Here is a 12,832-nt window from a genome sequence, read left to right on the forward strand (position 1 = left end):
TGTCAGGCTTGTTCAGGGGCGGCGAACGGTGCGTCCAGCGGCAAGGTGTCGAAGGTACGCAGCAGTTCGATGAGGATTTGCGTGGCCGGGCCCAGGGGCTTGTCCTTGTTCGAATACAGATAGAAGCTGGAATTGCGGTTGCCGCCCCTGTCCAACGGTAGCAGCTTGAGCGAGCCATCCTTCAGCTCTCGTTCAATCATGTGGCGAGGCAGCCAGGCAAAACCGAGGCCGCTGCTGACGAACGTGGCCGCCGTGGCGAGGCTGCCAACGGTCCAGCGCTGTTCGGCGCCGAGCCAGCCGACATCCCGTGGTTGCTGGCGGCCGGAGTCGCGGATCACCACTTGCATCTGGGTTTCCAGATCCTGAAAGCTCAGTTCACGGTTGAGCCGGTGCAGCGGGTGATCGGGGTGGGCGACGGCGACAAACTCGACGTCACTCAATTCCGCGCCGAGGTAACCGGGAATGCTCAGGCCGGTGATGGCCAAATCGGCCACGCCTTCGAGCAGCACTTCTTCAACACCCGACAACACTTCCTCACGCAGGCGCACGCGGCAGCCGCGACTCTGCGGCATGAACGCGGTCAGTGCGCGAACGATGCGTGCGCTCGGGTAGGCCGCATCGACCACCAGCCGCACTTCGGCTTCCCAGCCTTGCTCCATGTGATGGGCGAGGTCTTCCAGTTGGCTGGCCTGTTTCACCAATTGTCGCGAACGACGCAGCAACACGCCGCCGGCTTCGGTGAGCACGGCTTTGCGCCCGTCGATCCGCAGCAACGGCACGCCGAGCTGGTCCTGCATGCGGGCGACGGTGTAACTCACCGACGATTGCGAACGGTGCAAGGCCTCGGCGGCCTGGGCGAATCCGCCGTGGTCGACCACGGCCTGCAATGTTCGCCATTGATCAAGGGTCACGCGGGGCGCTTTCATCAATAGCTCCTCTTGTCCTAAGCTGGCCGTCCCTCATGGAGACTGCCGAATGAAAAAATTCTGTTGTGTGCTGCTGGCGCTGCTTCCGCTGACTGCTTTTGCTTACCCGATCGATGTGCAGAAGGATCTCAACGGCATGAAGATCGATTACGAGACCTTCGACACCGATAACGACATCGGCTCCATCCGGGTGGCTAACTACGGTGACGTCGATGCGGCCTGCAAAGCGGTGTTCAGCAATGGCCCGGAAGCACCGCGCACCCGCACGATCGAGGTACCGGCCGGCAAACATAAAAACGCCACGGCCAAGTTCACCCGCGAGATCATCAAGCTGCGCATCAAACTGACCTGCACCCCGAAATAACGGTCGATCCCTTGTAGGAGTGAGCCTGCTCGCGATAGCGGTGTGTCAGATACATCTGTGTTAACTGACACACCGCTATCGCGAGCAGGCTCACTCCTACAAGGTGTGTGTCAGCATCTAAACGAATTATTCGATGCTTTGCAGCAATTATTTGCGCTTTTTCATCGATTCGACTCTGTTTAACCTTCACTCCATCGACCTACAACATTCTCGGATGGAGGCTACACACCATGTCCCGCGTTCTGATCATCGAAAGCAGCGCCCGCCAGCAAGACTCGGTTTCCCGTCAACTGACCCAGACTTTCATCAGTCAGTGGAAAGCAGCGCATCCCAACGATCAGATCACTGTGCGTGACCTCGCCGTGAACCCGGTGCCACACCTGGACAGCAATCTGTTGGGTGGCTGGATGAAGCCTGCCGATCAGCGCAACGCCAACGAGCAATCGTCGCTGGATCGTTCCAACGAATTGACCGATGAGTTGCTCGCCGCCGACGTACTGGTGATGGCCGCGCCGATGTACAACTTCGCCATCCCGAGCACCCTCAAGGCCTGGCTCGACCACGTGCTGCGTGCCGGCGTGACCTTCAAGTACACCGAAACCGGCCCCCAAGGCCTGCTCAGCGGCAAACGTGCCTACGTGCTCACCGCTCGCGGCGGCATCTACGCCGGCGGCCCGGCCGACCATCAGGAACCGTACCTGCGTCAGGTCATGGGCTTCATCGGCATCAACGACGTGACGTTCATTCACGCCGAGGGCATGAACCTCGGTGGCGACTTTCAGGAGAAGGGCCTGAATCAGGCCAATGCCAAGCTGTCCCAGGTCGCTTGATAGGTTAATCCCCAGATAATCGCCGATTGTTTAAGTGACCTGGCGCAACCCCTTCAAGGCTCTACGCGCATCGAACCTCCCTTTGCACTTGTTGCTCCTGAGTGCTGTAGCCCGATTGAACGCATTAGCGAGATCGGGCTTTTTTTTGTCTGTATTTTTTGAACGACGCAAAACTCCTGGTGGGAGCGAGCCTGCTCGCGAAAGCGGCGTAACAGACAAGTATCTGCCGTCTGACACTCTGCTTTCGCGAGCAGGCTCGCTCCCACAAGGGAATGTTGTGTTTCGGGCTATTCGCAGTGAGACCAGAAAACCGCTATCGTCGCCGCCATTCAAATTAGGGGCGAGCATGGGCTATCTACTTTTTGTCACGCTGATCCAGGCGTTTTCCTTCAGTCTGATCGGCGAATACCTGGCCGGTCACGTCGACAGTTATTTCGCGGTGCTGGTGCGCGTGGTGCTGGCGGGGCTGGTGTTCATTCCGTTGACCCGCTGGCGCTCGGTCGAACCTTCGTTTATGCGCGGCATGCTGATGATCGGCGCCTTGCAGTTTGGCGTAACTTACGTCTGCCTCTACCTGAGCTTCCGCGTGCTGACGGTGCCGGAAGTGTTGCTGTTCACCATCCTCACGCCGCTGCACGTGACGTTGATCGAGGATGCGCTGAACCGACGCTTCAACCCGTGGGCGCTGATCGCCGCGTTAGTGGCGGTGGGCGGGGCGGCGGTGATTCGTTTCGACAGCATCAGCCCGGACTTCTTCATGGGCTTCCTGCTGCTGCAACTGGCCAACTTCACCTACGCGGCAGGGCAGGTGATGTACAAGCATCTGGTGGCGAAACACCCGAGCGACCTGCCGCATTACCGCCGTTTTGGCTTCTTCTACCTCGGCGCGCTGGCGGTGGTGCTGCCGGCATTCCTGATGTTCGGAAAAGCCAACTTCCTCCCGGAAGCGCCGCTGCAATGGGGCGTGTTGCTGTTCCTCGGCCTGGTCTCGACCGCGCTGGGCATGTACTGGTGGAACAAGGGTGCGTGCATGGTCAACGGCGGCACGCTGGCGGTGATGAACAATCTGCATGTGCCGGTGGGGTTGCTGCTGAATCTGCTGATCTGGAATCAGCATGAGGAACTTGGAAGATTGTTCCTCGGTGGCAGCGTCATCCTTGCCGCCGTATGGATCAGCCGACTGGGCATCCGAAAAAAAACGGTCGCTGCATAACCCCTGTGGGAGCGAGCCTGCTCGCGAAGGCGCTGGGTCAGATAAGTATGGGTCGACTGACACATTGCATTCGCGAGCAGGCTCGCTCCCACATTTGATCTTTGGGTTACATGAGGTGTTTCTGTGGTTCGGGAATGCTCGCCGCGCCAAGTACCGCCGGCAGCAACCCGGAACGCAAATCCCCACCACTCGGCTGCTGATACAGACTCAGCCCGAACTCCGGCAACACCGCCAGCAGATAATCGAAAATATCGCCCTGAATCCGCTCGTAATCGGCCCACACCGTGGTGCGGGTGAAGCAGTAAATCTCCAGCGGAATACCCTGCGCCGTGGTCTGCATCTGCCGCACCATGCAGGTCATGTTCGGCTGAATCTCCGGATGACTCTTCAGATACGCCAGTGCATAGGCGCGAAACGTGCCGATGTTGGTCATGCGCCGGCGGTTGGCCGACATCGCCGCGACATTGCCCTGCGCCTCGTTCCATGCCTTGAGCTCGGCTTTTTTGCGGCTCATGTAGTCGGTGAGCAGGTGCACCTGGGAGAGCTTTTCCTCTTCGTCATCGCGGATGAAACGCACACCGCTGGCGTCGATGAACAGGCTGCGCTTGATCCGCCGCCCGCCGGACTGCTGCATGCCGCGCCAGTTCTTGAACGACTCGGACATCAGCCGCCAGGTCGGGATCGAAACGATGGTCTTGTCGAAGTTCTGCACCTTGACCGTGTGCAGGGTGATGTCGACCACATCGCCGTCGGCGCCGACTTGTGGCATCTCGATCCAGTCACCCACGCGCAACATGTCGTTGCTGGTCAACTGCACACTGGCGACAAACGACAGCAGGGTGTCCTTGTAGACCAACAGAATCACCGCCGACATTGCACCCAGACCGGAGAGCAGCAACAGCGGCGAACGGTCGATCAATGTGGCGACGATGATGATCGCGCCGAATACGTACAAGACCATTTTTGCCAGTTGCACGTAGCCTTTGATCGAACGTGTACGCGCATGTTCGGTACGCGCATAGATGTCGAGCAGGGCATTGAGCAGAGCGCTGACCGAGAGCAGCAGGAACAGAATGGTGAACGACAACGCGACGTTGCCGAGAAAGGTCATCGCGGTTTTGTTCAGTTCCGGCACCAGATGCAGGCCGAACTGGATGACCAGCGATGGCGTCATCTGCGCCACACGCTGAAACACCTTGTTATGGCGAAAGTCATTGATCCAGTGCAACGCCGGCTGGCGTCCGAGCATGCGGCTGGCGTGCAGGATCAGGTAACGCGCCACTCGTCCGAGCACCAGTGCGATGACCAATAGCACGGTCAGTGCGAGGCCAGCCTGCAAGAACGGATGCTGTTCGAGGGTGCCCCAGAGGTCTTGGGCGTTGTGCCAGAGCTGTTTGAAATCCATATGAGCAACGATTCTTCTGTAAGACGCGATGGGCGATTAGAGCATTTAAGACGCCGTGTATTACCGTTGAAGACAAATCGAGCAACAAAAAAGCCACTGATTACGTCCGTTTGTATAAAGAAACTCGGCCTGAGCGCTCGAAACCGGTAACCTATGCAGCTGTTTTTTTGCATATCTTCGAGGTAGCACCCGTGTTTTCCCAATTCGCCCTGCACGAACGCCTGCTTAAAGCTGTGGCCGAGCTGAAATTTGTCGAGCCAACGCCTGTGCAAGCCGCGGCCATCCCGCTGGCGCTCCAAGGGCGTGATCTGCGGGTGACGGCGCAAACCGGTAGCGGCAAAACCGCCGCTTTCGTACTGCCAATCCTCAATCGCCTGATCGGCCCGGCCAAGGTTCGCGTCAGCATCAAGACGCTGATCCTGCTGCCGACTCGCGAGCTGGCCCAGCAGACGCTGAAGGAAGTTGAGCGCTTTTCGCAGTTCACTTTCATCAAGTCCGGCCTGATCACCGGCGGTGAAGACTTCAAGGTCCAGGCCGCGATGCTGCGCAAAGTGCCGGACATCCTCATCGGCACCCCGGGCCGGATGATCGAGCAACTCAACGCCGGCAACCTCGACCTCAAAGAAGTCGAAGTGCTGGTGCTCGACGAAGCTGACCGCATGCTCGACATGGGCTTCGCCGAAGACGTACAGCGTCTGGTTGACGAATGCCCGAACCGTCAGCAGACCATGCTGTTCTCCGCCACCACCGGTGGTTCCGGCCTGCGCGAGATGATCGGCAAGGTACTGAACAACCCTGAGCACTTGCAGCTCAACGCGGTCAGCCAGCTGAACTCGACCACCCGTCAGCAGATCATCACCGCCGACCACAATCAGCACAAAGAGCAGATTGTGAACTGGCTGCTGGCCAACGAGACCTACCAGAAGGCCATCGTCTTCACCAACACCCGCGCCATGGCCGACCGCATCTACGGCCGCCTCGTGGCTCAGGAATACAAAGCGTTCGTGTTGCACGGCGAGAAAGACCAGAAGGATCGCAAACTGGCGATCGACCGTCTGAAGCAGGGCGGCGTGAAGATTCTGGTCGCCACCGACGTCGCGGCCCGTGGTCTGGACGTTGATGGCCTGGATCTGGTGATCAACTTCGACATGCCACGCAGCGGCGACGAATACGTGCACCGCATCGGCCGTACCGGTCGTGCCGGCAACGACGGTCTGGCGATCTCGTTGATCTGCCACGGCGACTGGAACCTGATGTCGAGCATCGAGCGCTACCTGAAGCAGAGCTTCGAGCGCCGCACCATCAAGGAAGTCAAAGGCACCTACGGCGGACCGAAAAAGGTCAAGGCCTCGGGCAAAGCCGTTGGTGTGAAGAAGAAAAAGACCGACGCCAAGGGTGACAAGAAGAAAACTGCCGCCAAGACGCCGACCAAGCGCAAGAGCGTCAATCGTCCGAAGCCTGACTCGTTGGTGAGCAGCGACGGCATGGCACCGCTCAAGCGTCGCAAGCCAGCAGAGCCTGCGGCTGAGTAAGGCGTTTCAAGCGTGCATAAAAAACCCGGACAGTGTCCGGGTTTTTTTCGTCCATCAGTTGCCGAGCTGACCACTGGTGTCGGCATCAAAGCGCCGTTTGGCTTGATCGGCCGCCGGCTTCAATGCTGCGAGCAAGGCTGCCTCGCTGTACAACCGCGTGACCGCCAGCTCCTTCGGCGTCGGCTCGATCGGGATCAGCACGTCCTCACCGTCGGCGTGCAGCCAGATTGCGACAACGTGCAGTGCCGAGACAAACAGCACGCGCAGCTCAACGGTTTTACCCTGCAATTGCGGCGCTTGTTCCGCCAGTTTCAGCGCAGCCACCGTAGCGGCGGCGTGATCGCCGTGGTTCAACGAGGCGAATTCGACATGCCCGCGCACCTCGGCCAGTTGCGCATCGGCAATCGTCACGCCGTCGGCAAACACCAGGTAATGCCAGTCGCCGATTCGTGCGTCTTTCAGACCTTTGCTTTGGCTCAGGTCTTCCAGATTCAGCGAGTAGCCGCGATAGGCCTCGCTGAGGCTGATCTTCGCAGGTGCTGCGTTGGCGAATTGGCGATTGGCGCCAAAGCCTTGGGTTTGCAGTGCCGCTTGCAGCGCCGGGCGCAAGGTCTGTACGCCGTTGGAAGGCGCCTTTGGATAAGTCAGTTGCATGATCTCGCCCTCCTAGTTTTTCACGGTGAAGTAAGTGTGGGTCCAGTTGCCGCCGCCGTTGTAGGCGCGGGGGAACGCGTTCAGCGCGCGGGTCGAATAGCCGTAGATGGAGTCTGCAACCAATACGTAATCGCCGTTGGTGCCGTAGATCGTCAGGAAGTGCGCACCACCGCCGTACCAGGCGCAGCGCAGTCCGACCGGGCGGCCCATGCTGATCTGGTTACGGATGGCCGACATCTGCAGCGAGCCCTGATTCATGCCGTTGTAGCTGCGAGTGGTTTGCAGAGCGGAATCCAGATAGCCGTAGACGTTGCACGGCCCCGGCTGATTGCAGCAATTGCGGTCCAGTTGGGTGCTGGCCACGCCGCACTGCGTCCAGTTGCCGGTGCCGTAATAGTTGCCGACCGAAGCGGACACGGCGGCCCAGCACCAGTTGGTCTGGGTCTGTTTCTGCATATTGAAGTTAAGGCTGCCAGCGGCGCGGGCGCTGAGCTGTTCAGCGGCTTCGACTTCGGCGAGTTGCGGGTCGCGCAGGTGACCGGCCAGGCACCTTGGCAGTGATTCGCCGGTGAATTGTGTTGCTGCTGTTGTTAACATTTTTCAATCCTCCATGAGTGAAAACAAGCGTCCAGCTTGTGTGGGTGTTGCGGTGTTGCCGAGCGATCGGTGTTCACGGGTTGCCATGTCATATGGCGGGTTCCGATCTCGTTGCTCGATGTAACCGTAGATGTGGATATGCGTTAATGCAAATAAATAAATGCATTAATGCATTTCCATAAGCAAAAGATCGCAGCCTTCGGCCGTTCCTACAGGGATCGATGTAGGAGCTGCCGCAAGCTGCGATCTTTTGATCTGGCTTTTAGCTTTCCGCTTTTTTCTCCGCCGTGCCCAACTCTTTCAACCGCTGATCAATCAACTGACATTTATCCGGCAGATCGGCACTGGCCGTGCCCAGATCCATCTTCTGCAACTCGGCGTTGATCTCCTTGGCCTTGGCCGGATTCTGTTCGGTGAGCTTGGCGACTTCCTTGGCCAGTTGTTCGCGCTTTTCGGTGGCTTCCTCCGGCGTGCAGGCCCAGACGGGCAGGGCGCAGGCCAAGGTGGCGGCGAGGGTGAGCTTGATCAGGGTTTTCATGGGCAGGCCTCAGTTCCGGTTAAGGCGGGTTAACCGGTTGAGCGGCGAAACTGGCGAAAAGTTCAGACTCTATGGGCGCGAGCAAGCTCCCTCCCACAAAAAGGCTTTCATTTACCGTGGCAGCAACTGGATTTTGTCGCTAGCTCATAGCGATCGTGATGCCGCACCCACTCCATGATCTCGTCTTCATTCCTGCCCTTGGGCGTGAGGTCGAGGTAGTTATAGGCGCCGACCAGCATGTCGAGACCGCGAGCGTAGGTCGAGTAGGTGTGGAAAATCTCCCCGGCCTCATCGCGATAAAACACACTCAACCCCGGCATTTCCTCCTCAGCACTGTCAGTCTTTTCGTAGTTGTACGTAGCCTTTCCCGCCGCGACATCCTCAGCCCGGGCACAAACGCCGAAGTCATAGTTGAAGTCGCAACCCTCTGACGACACCCAGTCAAACTTCCAGCCCATCCGTTGTTTAAACGCCTGGAATTCGTTGAAGGGCGCATGGGACACAGCTACCACCGCGATGTCGTGATGAGCCAGATGCTGGTTGGCGCCATCAATGTGGTCGCTGAGGAACGAGCAACCCTGGCAACCTTCCTCCCAGTCCTTGGCAAACATGAAGTGGTAAACCACCAATTGGCTGTGTTTGCCAAACAGGTCAGCCAGTTTCAACTCGCCGTTCGGACCCTGGAAGTGGTAGTCCTTGTCGACCTTCACCCATGGTAAGGCTCGACGCTCGGCGCTGAGGCGATCGCGTTCCTTGGTGAAAGCTTTCTCATGGGCCAGATGCTGCTTACGGGCGGCGAGCCATTCTTCGCGCGATACCACCGGATGATTCTCAACGTTCATGATGATTTCTCCTGCGGGGTTGAAACCGTCTGTTTCAGACTAGTCGTTTAACCCTGCTGCAAATCGACAGACCGCCGGTCGGTCGCTGCGGGAAATGCGGCTGAACGGCTGCGAGCCACTCCGGTCACAACCTATGAACGCGCCATAAATCACGCGCACCGGAGGTTGTATCAGGATGACGAAATATAATTGGGATTTGATTGAACGCTTGCTGCATGAAGTGCAGAACAGTGCCGGCCACAGTTTTGCCCCTCGAGCCTACGCCGAAGACTATGCGGCGGCGAAAGCCAGCGCCGGCGAGCCGATCGAGAATCTGGATCATCTGAAAACGCTGGCCTGCGATTATGAACGGTTGCTGCTGTTGCGCGGCTACATCGCACCGCGTCCGGATGAGGAGGGCAGCACGGGAAACAATTTTGTTCTGACGCCTCGCGGTTCCAGCCTGCTGAGCCTGATCGACAGCAGCATTCCCGGCAACGATCACCCGCGTCAGGTGCTGGATGAGCAAGAGGATGCGCTGGCCGAGGCGACCTTTGAGGAAGTGGCGTCTAAAGCCCAGATCGCCTGAGTTTACGCAGATCCCCTGTAGGAGTGAGCCTGCTCGCGATAGCGGTGTTCCAGTCAACATTGATGTCACTGGAATACCGCTATCGCGAGCAAGCTCACTCCTACAATTGGATGTAGGTGTCTTCAGGTTTTTTGCGCGGCCTTGAGGCATTTGAGCTCGTTGAAGTCTTTGCGCACTCCTTCGATTTTCTTTAACAACCGCTGACGTTGTTGCGGCGTACTTTCGGCCATCAAGTCCACCGCCAGAGATCGTCCTTGTGCTTCAGTTTCGGCGAAGGCCTTGCGGTAATCGGCTGTCCATAAACTCTCGCGATTGACCAGAAGCGTCTCGATTCTCTGTGGGAATTCGGGGCTTTTGCGTTGCGCGACGGCTGCACTGAATTGCTTTTGCCAATGGGCGCGATTGGCGATCCATTGCGTGTACTGATCGCCCAGCGCGGTCGACCACGCCATGACCCGCTGTTCTTGAGTGGCGCTCAATGGCCCCAGCCAGTCGTTCAGACGTTTAACCATGCGTGCGCCGCGCTCGGCAATTTGCTGATCAAGCGGCGGCTTGAGGTATTCCTGCTGACGCTTGCGCAGATCCTTGGCGAACGCATCATTCATCTCGGCCACTTGCTTGTCATCCAGCCCTTGCAGCAACTCGATCGCCGACGGGGTGATCTCTCGAGCGGTTTCGGCAATCGCCTGCTTGGCTTCCGCAGTGCGCGCCTGTAACGCGGCATCGGTGACCTGATTGGATTCGACCATGGTCTGCAGGCGATCAAGCCAGTCCAGATAGCCCGGCAATTGCGTGGTGCAATGCCAGCTCAGGTGGTCCTTGAGGCGTTCGTTGAACCAGTCTTTCTGCTCGCCGTTCATGTCCAGATAGTCGCTGAGCGTCCATGGAATGATCACGTCGAGGTTGCGATAGGCCAGGCCGACACGGCTGCAAGCGCCGAGGGCGAGGGTGAAGATCAGTAGCGCGGCGATCTGTTTGAACCAGCGAGACATGGGCGAATCCTTGCGTGAGCCTGGCTTCGAGGAACTGATTCCTATGTGAACGCAGAATGAACCCGGCAGTTCAGCCGATCAATAGAACGCGCGCGCAGCCTTGAGGGTGACGAGGCCGTCGCATTCGCTGTTGTGCCCGGAGTAGGCCGAACAATCGCTGCCGCTCAGACTGGAGTCGCTGTAGATCAGATCGAGGTCGACGCCCATGAACGGTCGCGACAATTTCACCGACCAATCGGTAAAACTGCCGACATAACCACCGTCCACGGCCACTGGCGTGTTCAGTTGGTGGGTGGTGTATTTCATGCTGACGCCGATGCCGAATGGCTGGTTGCCGCCAAGATCGGCAAACAACGTGTTGTTCTGTTTATCCGGGTCATTGCTGAAGGCCACGCCGAAACGACTACCGAGCAAGGTCAGGCCACCGAACAGCTCCTGGCTGTCGAGAGTATCTACCTTGGGATAGCTGTAGTGGATCATGCCGACTTCATAGCCGAGGGTCTGATCGAAAGGCTGTTTAAATCCGACGTAGGAGTCGATTTCGAGGTTCTTGCCCGGGGAGATGCCCATGCTCGGTGCGTACTGGCCGACATAGAGGCCGCTGTCGTGGCTCAGGTCGAGGCCGCCATGGAACGAACCGACGGCTGCCGGTTTGACCAGGCCTTGAGCCATGCTGCGCGTGGGCGTGGTACCGAGTTTGAGATCGAAGTCGCCGAGTTCACGCTGGAAAATCTGCGCGTGCGCGGTCGAGCCGACTATCAGGCTTACGAGCAATAAACAGGAAGATTTGCGCATGCGTCACTCCATGAACAGCGAGCGCAGGAAGGCGGGCCTGCTGAAACGCTTGATCTAGACGCGTGCAAGGATACCGGCGAATGATCGGCATTGAAGGCCGTTCGTCGATTCACAAGGAATTTTGTTTAAAAAGGAGGGAGGTTACGCGGTGCCAGTCCAGGCGCTTCAAAGCTCAAAGCGCCTCTGGACGGGTGTAAAACCGGTGTTACTTCTTGCCCAGGCTGATCTGCTTGGACGGGCCGAATGTCTGGCCACTGACGCCTTTGGCAATTTGCTGGATCTCGCCACCAGACTTGAGAAACGCTGCGATCTGATCGTTGATCGATTCGCTGGTTTCAACGGCTGGAGCTGGCTTTGCTTTGCTGGAGGATGCTTTTACACGCATGGCGGCCATTAACCTGTAGAAAAGTAACTCGGCCAGGCATCGTACAGGAATAACTTGACAATTGCTTGGTAAATATCCCCCGGAATAACCAACCGCATTGCTGCATTATTCTCGATCCAATATTCGAAATATCCGGCTAACCTGCTGTTTTAAATAACAACATCTATGTGCGCGTGCATTGAAATATTCAGTCATGAGCGTTCGTGCCTGTCTGACGAGCGGCACCTCGGCCCGGCTGCGCCCGAGGAAAATCAAGGTGTTGAACCGGTTTCACAAGCGTGCCGATCTGTCACCCGACGGCCACGATAAAAACGGGTAGAATGCCGCCCACGCAATGAGGGTTCTGGAAATGGCTTTAGTCGGGCGTTACAACAGTTTGCAAGTGGTTAAACACACTAACTTCGGTTTATATCTGGATGGCGGTGCCGATGGCGAGATTCTTTTGCCTAATCGTTATATCCCGAAAGATATTCCGACCGAAGATGAAGATTGGCTCAACGTTTTTGTTTATCTGGACAGCGAAGACAAACTTCTCGCCACCACGGAAAAACCGAAAGTGCAGGTCGGCGAATTTGCCAGTCTGAAAGTCGTTGAAGTCAACAGCATCGGTGTGTTCCTCGATTGGGGGCTGCCGAAGGATTTGTTGCTGCCGTATTCCGAAGAGAAGCGCCAGATGACCGCCGGCGAATACTGCGTGGTGCATGTCTACCTCGACAAGCACACCCGCCGTATCACCGCCACTGCGCGACTGGATCGCTACCTCGACAAGACTCCGGCCAATTACAGTCAGGGTCAGGAAGTTGATCTGCTGGTTGCCGAAGCCACCGACATGGGCTTCAAGGCGATCATCAACAACAAGCACTGGGGTCTGATTCACAAGAATGAGATCTTCAAGTTCATGCGCGCCGGCATGCTTGAGAAGGGCTACATCAAGGAAGTGCGTGCCGACGGCAAGATCGCCCTGAGCCTGCAACCGGTTGGCCAGGAAGCTGCGAGCAGCCTGAACTCGAAGATCCTCGCCAAGTTGCGTGACAACAGCGGCACGTTGCCGGTCAGCGACAAGAGCGATCCAGCGTTGATCAGCAGCCTGTTTGGCGTCAGCAAAGGCAACTTCAAGAAGGCCATCGGCTCGCTGTACAAGGAAGGCAAGATCGTTATTCATGCTGATCGCATTGAACTAACCTGAGCCTT

The 12,832-nt window shown here is 57.8% G+C and carries 15 protein-coding genes; 6 read left to right on the forward strand and 9 right to left on the reverse strand.

The features are described from left to right. Positions 1-2: 2 nt before the first annotated feature. Positions 3-926, reverse strand: coding sequence for a LysR family transcriptional regulator (locus AB4O11_RS15830; protein WP_007914443.1), 924 nt, complete (start codon positions 924-926; stop codon positions 3-5). 49 nt (positions 927-975) lie between these two features. On the opposite strand from AB4O11_RS15830, the gene AB4O11_RS15835 reads away from it, so the two are divergent. The 3 genes from AB4O11_RS15835 (at position 976) to AB4O11_RS15845 (ending at position 3,333) form a co-directional block, all read left to right on the forward strand. Next, the gene (locus tag AB4O11_RS15835; RefSeq protein WP_095049282.1) at positions 976-1,290 is read left to right on the forward strand and encodes a 3-phosphoglycerate kinase; all 315 of its coding nucleotides are present in this window, start codon (positions 976-978) and stop codon (positions 1,288-1,290) included. A 230-nt stretch (positions 1,291-1,520) separates the two neighbouring features. Continuing rightward, complete coding sequence (locus AB4O11_RS15840; RefSeq protein ID WP_099758291.1) at positions 1,521-2,120, forward strand: FMN-dependent NADH-azoreductase; 600 nt, start codon at positions 1,521-1,523, stop codon at positions 2,118-2,120. A 346-nt stretch (positions 2,121-2,466) separates the two neighbouring features. Then, positions 2,467-3,333 (forward strand): carboxylate/amino acid/amine transporter, encoded by an 867-nt coding sequence (locus AB4O11_RS15845; RefSeq protein WP_116254449.1) that lies wholly within the window; start codon positions 2,467-2,469, stop codon positions 3,331-3,333. Between the two features lie 106 nt (positions 3,334-3,439). On the opposite strand, the gene AB4O11_RS15850 is transcribed toward AB4O11_RS15845, so the two are convergent. Further along, the gene (locus tag AB4O11_RS15850; protein WP_093438086.1) at positions 3,440-4,738 is read right to left on the reverse strand and encodes a mechanosensitive ion channel family protein; all 1,299 of its coding nucleotides are present in this window, start codon (positions 4,736-4,738) and stop codon (positions 3,440-3,442) included. A gap of 191 nt (positions 4,739-4,929) precedes the next feature. Between AB4O11_RS15850 and AB4O11_RS15855 the strand changes: the two genes are divergently transcribed. Continuing rightward, positions 4,930-6,270 carry a DEAD/DEAH box helicase gene (locus AB4O11_RS15855; protein ID WP_038358505.1) on the forward strand — a complete coding sequence of 447 codons (1,341 nt, stop codon included), beginning with the start codon at positions 4,930-4,932 and terminating at the stop codon, positions 6,268-6,270. Positions 6,271-6,324: 54 nt separating this feature from the next. Here AB4O11_RS15855 and AB4O11_RS15860 read toward each other — a convergent pair whose 3' ends face one another. The 4 genes from AB4O11_RS15860 to AB4O11_RS15875 all read right to left on the reverse strand — a co-directional run bounded on the left by AB4O11_RS15860 (position 6,325) and on the right by AB4O11_RS15875 (position 8,901). Beyond that, positions 6,325-6,924: a hypothetical protein gene (locus tag AB4O11_RS15860; RefSeq protein ID WP_460127430.1), complete on the reverse strand. Its 600-nt coding sequence runs from the start codon at positions 6,922-6,924 to the stop codon at positions 6,325-6,327. A gap of 12 nt (positions 6,925-6,936) precedes the next feature. Further along, positions 6,937-7,521: a papain-like cysteine protease family protein gene (locus tag AB4O11_RS15865; protein ID WP_460090148.1), complete on the reverse strand. Its 585-nt coding sequence runs from the start codon at positions 7,519-7,521 to the stop codon at positions 6,937-6,939. A 262-nt stretch (positions 7,522-7,783) separates the two neighbouring features. After that, complete coding sequence (locus AB4O11_RS15870) at positions 7,784-8,059, reverse strand: hypothetical protein (RefSeq protein ID WP_093438074.1); 276 nt, start codon at positions 8,057-8,059, stop codon at positions 7,784-7,786. Positions 8,060-8,166: 107 nt separating this feature from the next. Next, complete coding sequence (locus AB4O11_RS15875) at positions 8,167-8,901, reverse strand: DUF899 domain-containing protein (RefSeq protein WP_460127433.1); 735 nt, start codon at positions 8,899-8,901, stop codon at positions 8,167-8,169. 175 nt (positions 8,902-9,076) lie between these two features. On the opposite strand from AB4O11_RS15875, the gene AB4O11_RS15880 reads away from it, so the two are divergent. Next, positions 9,077-9,469, forward strand: a complete 393-nt coding sequence (locus tag AB4O11_RS15880; protein ID WP_093438066.1) for a transcriptional regulator — start codon at positions 9,077-9,079, stop codon at positions 9,467-9,469. Between the two features lie 122 nt (positions 9,470-9,591). Here the strand turns inward: AB4O11_RS15880 and AB4O11_RS15885 are convergent, their stop codons facing one another. The 3 genes from AB4O11_RS15885 to AB4O11_RS15895 form a co-directional block, all read right to left on the reverse strand. Further along, positions 9,592-10,461, reverse strand: coding sequence for a DUF6279 family lipoprotein (locus AB4O11_RS15885; protein ID WP_320337367.1), 870 nt, complete (start codon positions 10,459-10,461; stop codon positions 9,592-9,594). A gap of 78 nt (positions 10,462-10,539) precedes the next feature. Then, positions 10,540-11,256, reverse strand: a complete 717-nt coding sequence (locus tag AB4O11_RS15890; RefSeq protein WP_093438058.1) for a TorF family putative porin — start codon at positions 11,254-11,256, stop codon at positions 10,540-10,542. A gap of 205 nt (positions 11,257-11,461) precedes the next feature. Next, positions 11,462-11,650 (reverse strand): hypothetical protein, encoded by a 189-nt coding sequence (locus AB4O11_RS15895; RefSeq protein WP_170844885.1) that lies wholly within the window; start codon positions 11,648-11,650, stop codon positions 11,462-11,464. 340 nt (positions 11,651-11,990) lie between these two features. On the opposite strand from AB4O11_RS15895, the gene AB4O11_RS15900 reads away from it, so the two are divergent. Further along, the gene (locus tag AB4O11_RS15900; RefSeq protein WP_093438054.1) at positions 11,991-12,827 is read left to right on the forward strand and encodes a CvfB family protein; all 837 of its coding nucleotides are present in this window, start codon (positions 11,991-11,993) and stop codon (positions 12,825-12,827) included. Positions 12,828-12,832: the final 5 nt, after the last annotated feature.

The sequence above is a fragment of the Pseudomonas sp. H1_D05 genome, from assembly GCF_054682705.1.

What these genes read in the sequence shown, in the direction of transcription:
- AB4O11_RS15830 (WP_007914443.1), bottom strand. Translation starts at nt 926, where the DNA reads ATGAAAGCGCCCCGCGTGACCCTTGATCAATGGCGAACATTGCAGGCC.
- AB4O11_RS15895 (WP_170844885.1), bottom strand. Translation starts at nt 11,650, where the DNA reads ATGGCCGCCATGCGTGTAAAAGCATCCTCCAGCAAAGCAAAGCCAGCT.
- AB4O11_RS15880 (WP_093438066.1), top strand. Translation starts at nt 9,077, where the DNA reads ATGACGAAATATAATTGGGATTTGATTGAACGCTTGCTGCATGAAGTG.
- AB4O11_RS15870 (WP_093438074.1), bottom strand. Translation starts at nt 8,059, where the DNA reads ATGAAAACCCTGATCAAGCTCACCCTCGCCGCCACCTTGGCCTGCGCC.
- AB4O11_RS15835 (WP_095049282.1), top strand. Translation starts at nt 976, where the DNA reads ATGAAAAAATTCTGTTGTGTGCTGCTGGCGCTGCTTCCGCTGACTGCT.
- AB4O11_RS15845 (WP_116254449.1), top strand. Translation starts at nt 2,467, where the DNA reads ATGGGCTATCTACTTTTTGTCACGCTGATCCAGGCGTTTTCCTTCAGT.
- AB4O11_RS15900 (WP_093438054.1), top strand. Translation starts at nt 11,991, where the DNA reads ATGGCTTTAGTCGGGCGTTACAACAGTTTGCAAGTGGTTAAACACACT.
- AB4O11_RS15890 (WP_093438058.1), bottom strand. Translation starts at nt 11,256, where the DNA reads ATGCGCAAATCTTCCTGTTTATTGCTCGTAAGCCTGATAGTCGGCTCG.
- AB4O11_RS15885 (WP_320337367.1), bottom strand. Translation starts at nt 10,461, where the DNA reads ATGTCTCGCTGGTTCAAACAGATCGCCGCGCTACTGATCTTCACCCTC.
- AB4O11_RS15840 (WP_099758291.1), top strand. Translation starts at nt 1,521, where the DNA reads ATGTCCCGCGTTCTGATCATCGAAAGCAGCGCCCGCCAGCAAGACTCG.
- AB4O11_RS15850 (WP_093438086.1), bottom strand. Translation starts at nt 4,738, where the DNA reads ATGGATTTCAAACAGCTCTGGCACAACGCCCAAGACCTCTGGGGCACC.
- AB4O11_RS15875 (WP_460127433.1), bottom strand. Translation starts at nt 8,901, where the DNA reads ATGAACGTTGAGAATCATCCGGTGGTATCGCGCGAAGAATGGCTCGCC.
- AB4O11_RS15865 (WP_460090148.1), bottom strand. Translation starts at nt 7,521, where the DNA reads ATGTTAACAACAGCAGCAACACAATTCACCGGCGAATCACTGCCAAGG.
- AB4O11_RS15860 (WP_460127430.1), bottom strand. Translation starts at nt 6,924, where the DNA reads ATGCAACTGACTTATCCAAAGGCGCCTTCCAACGGCGTACAGACCTTG.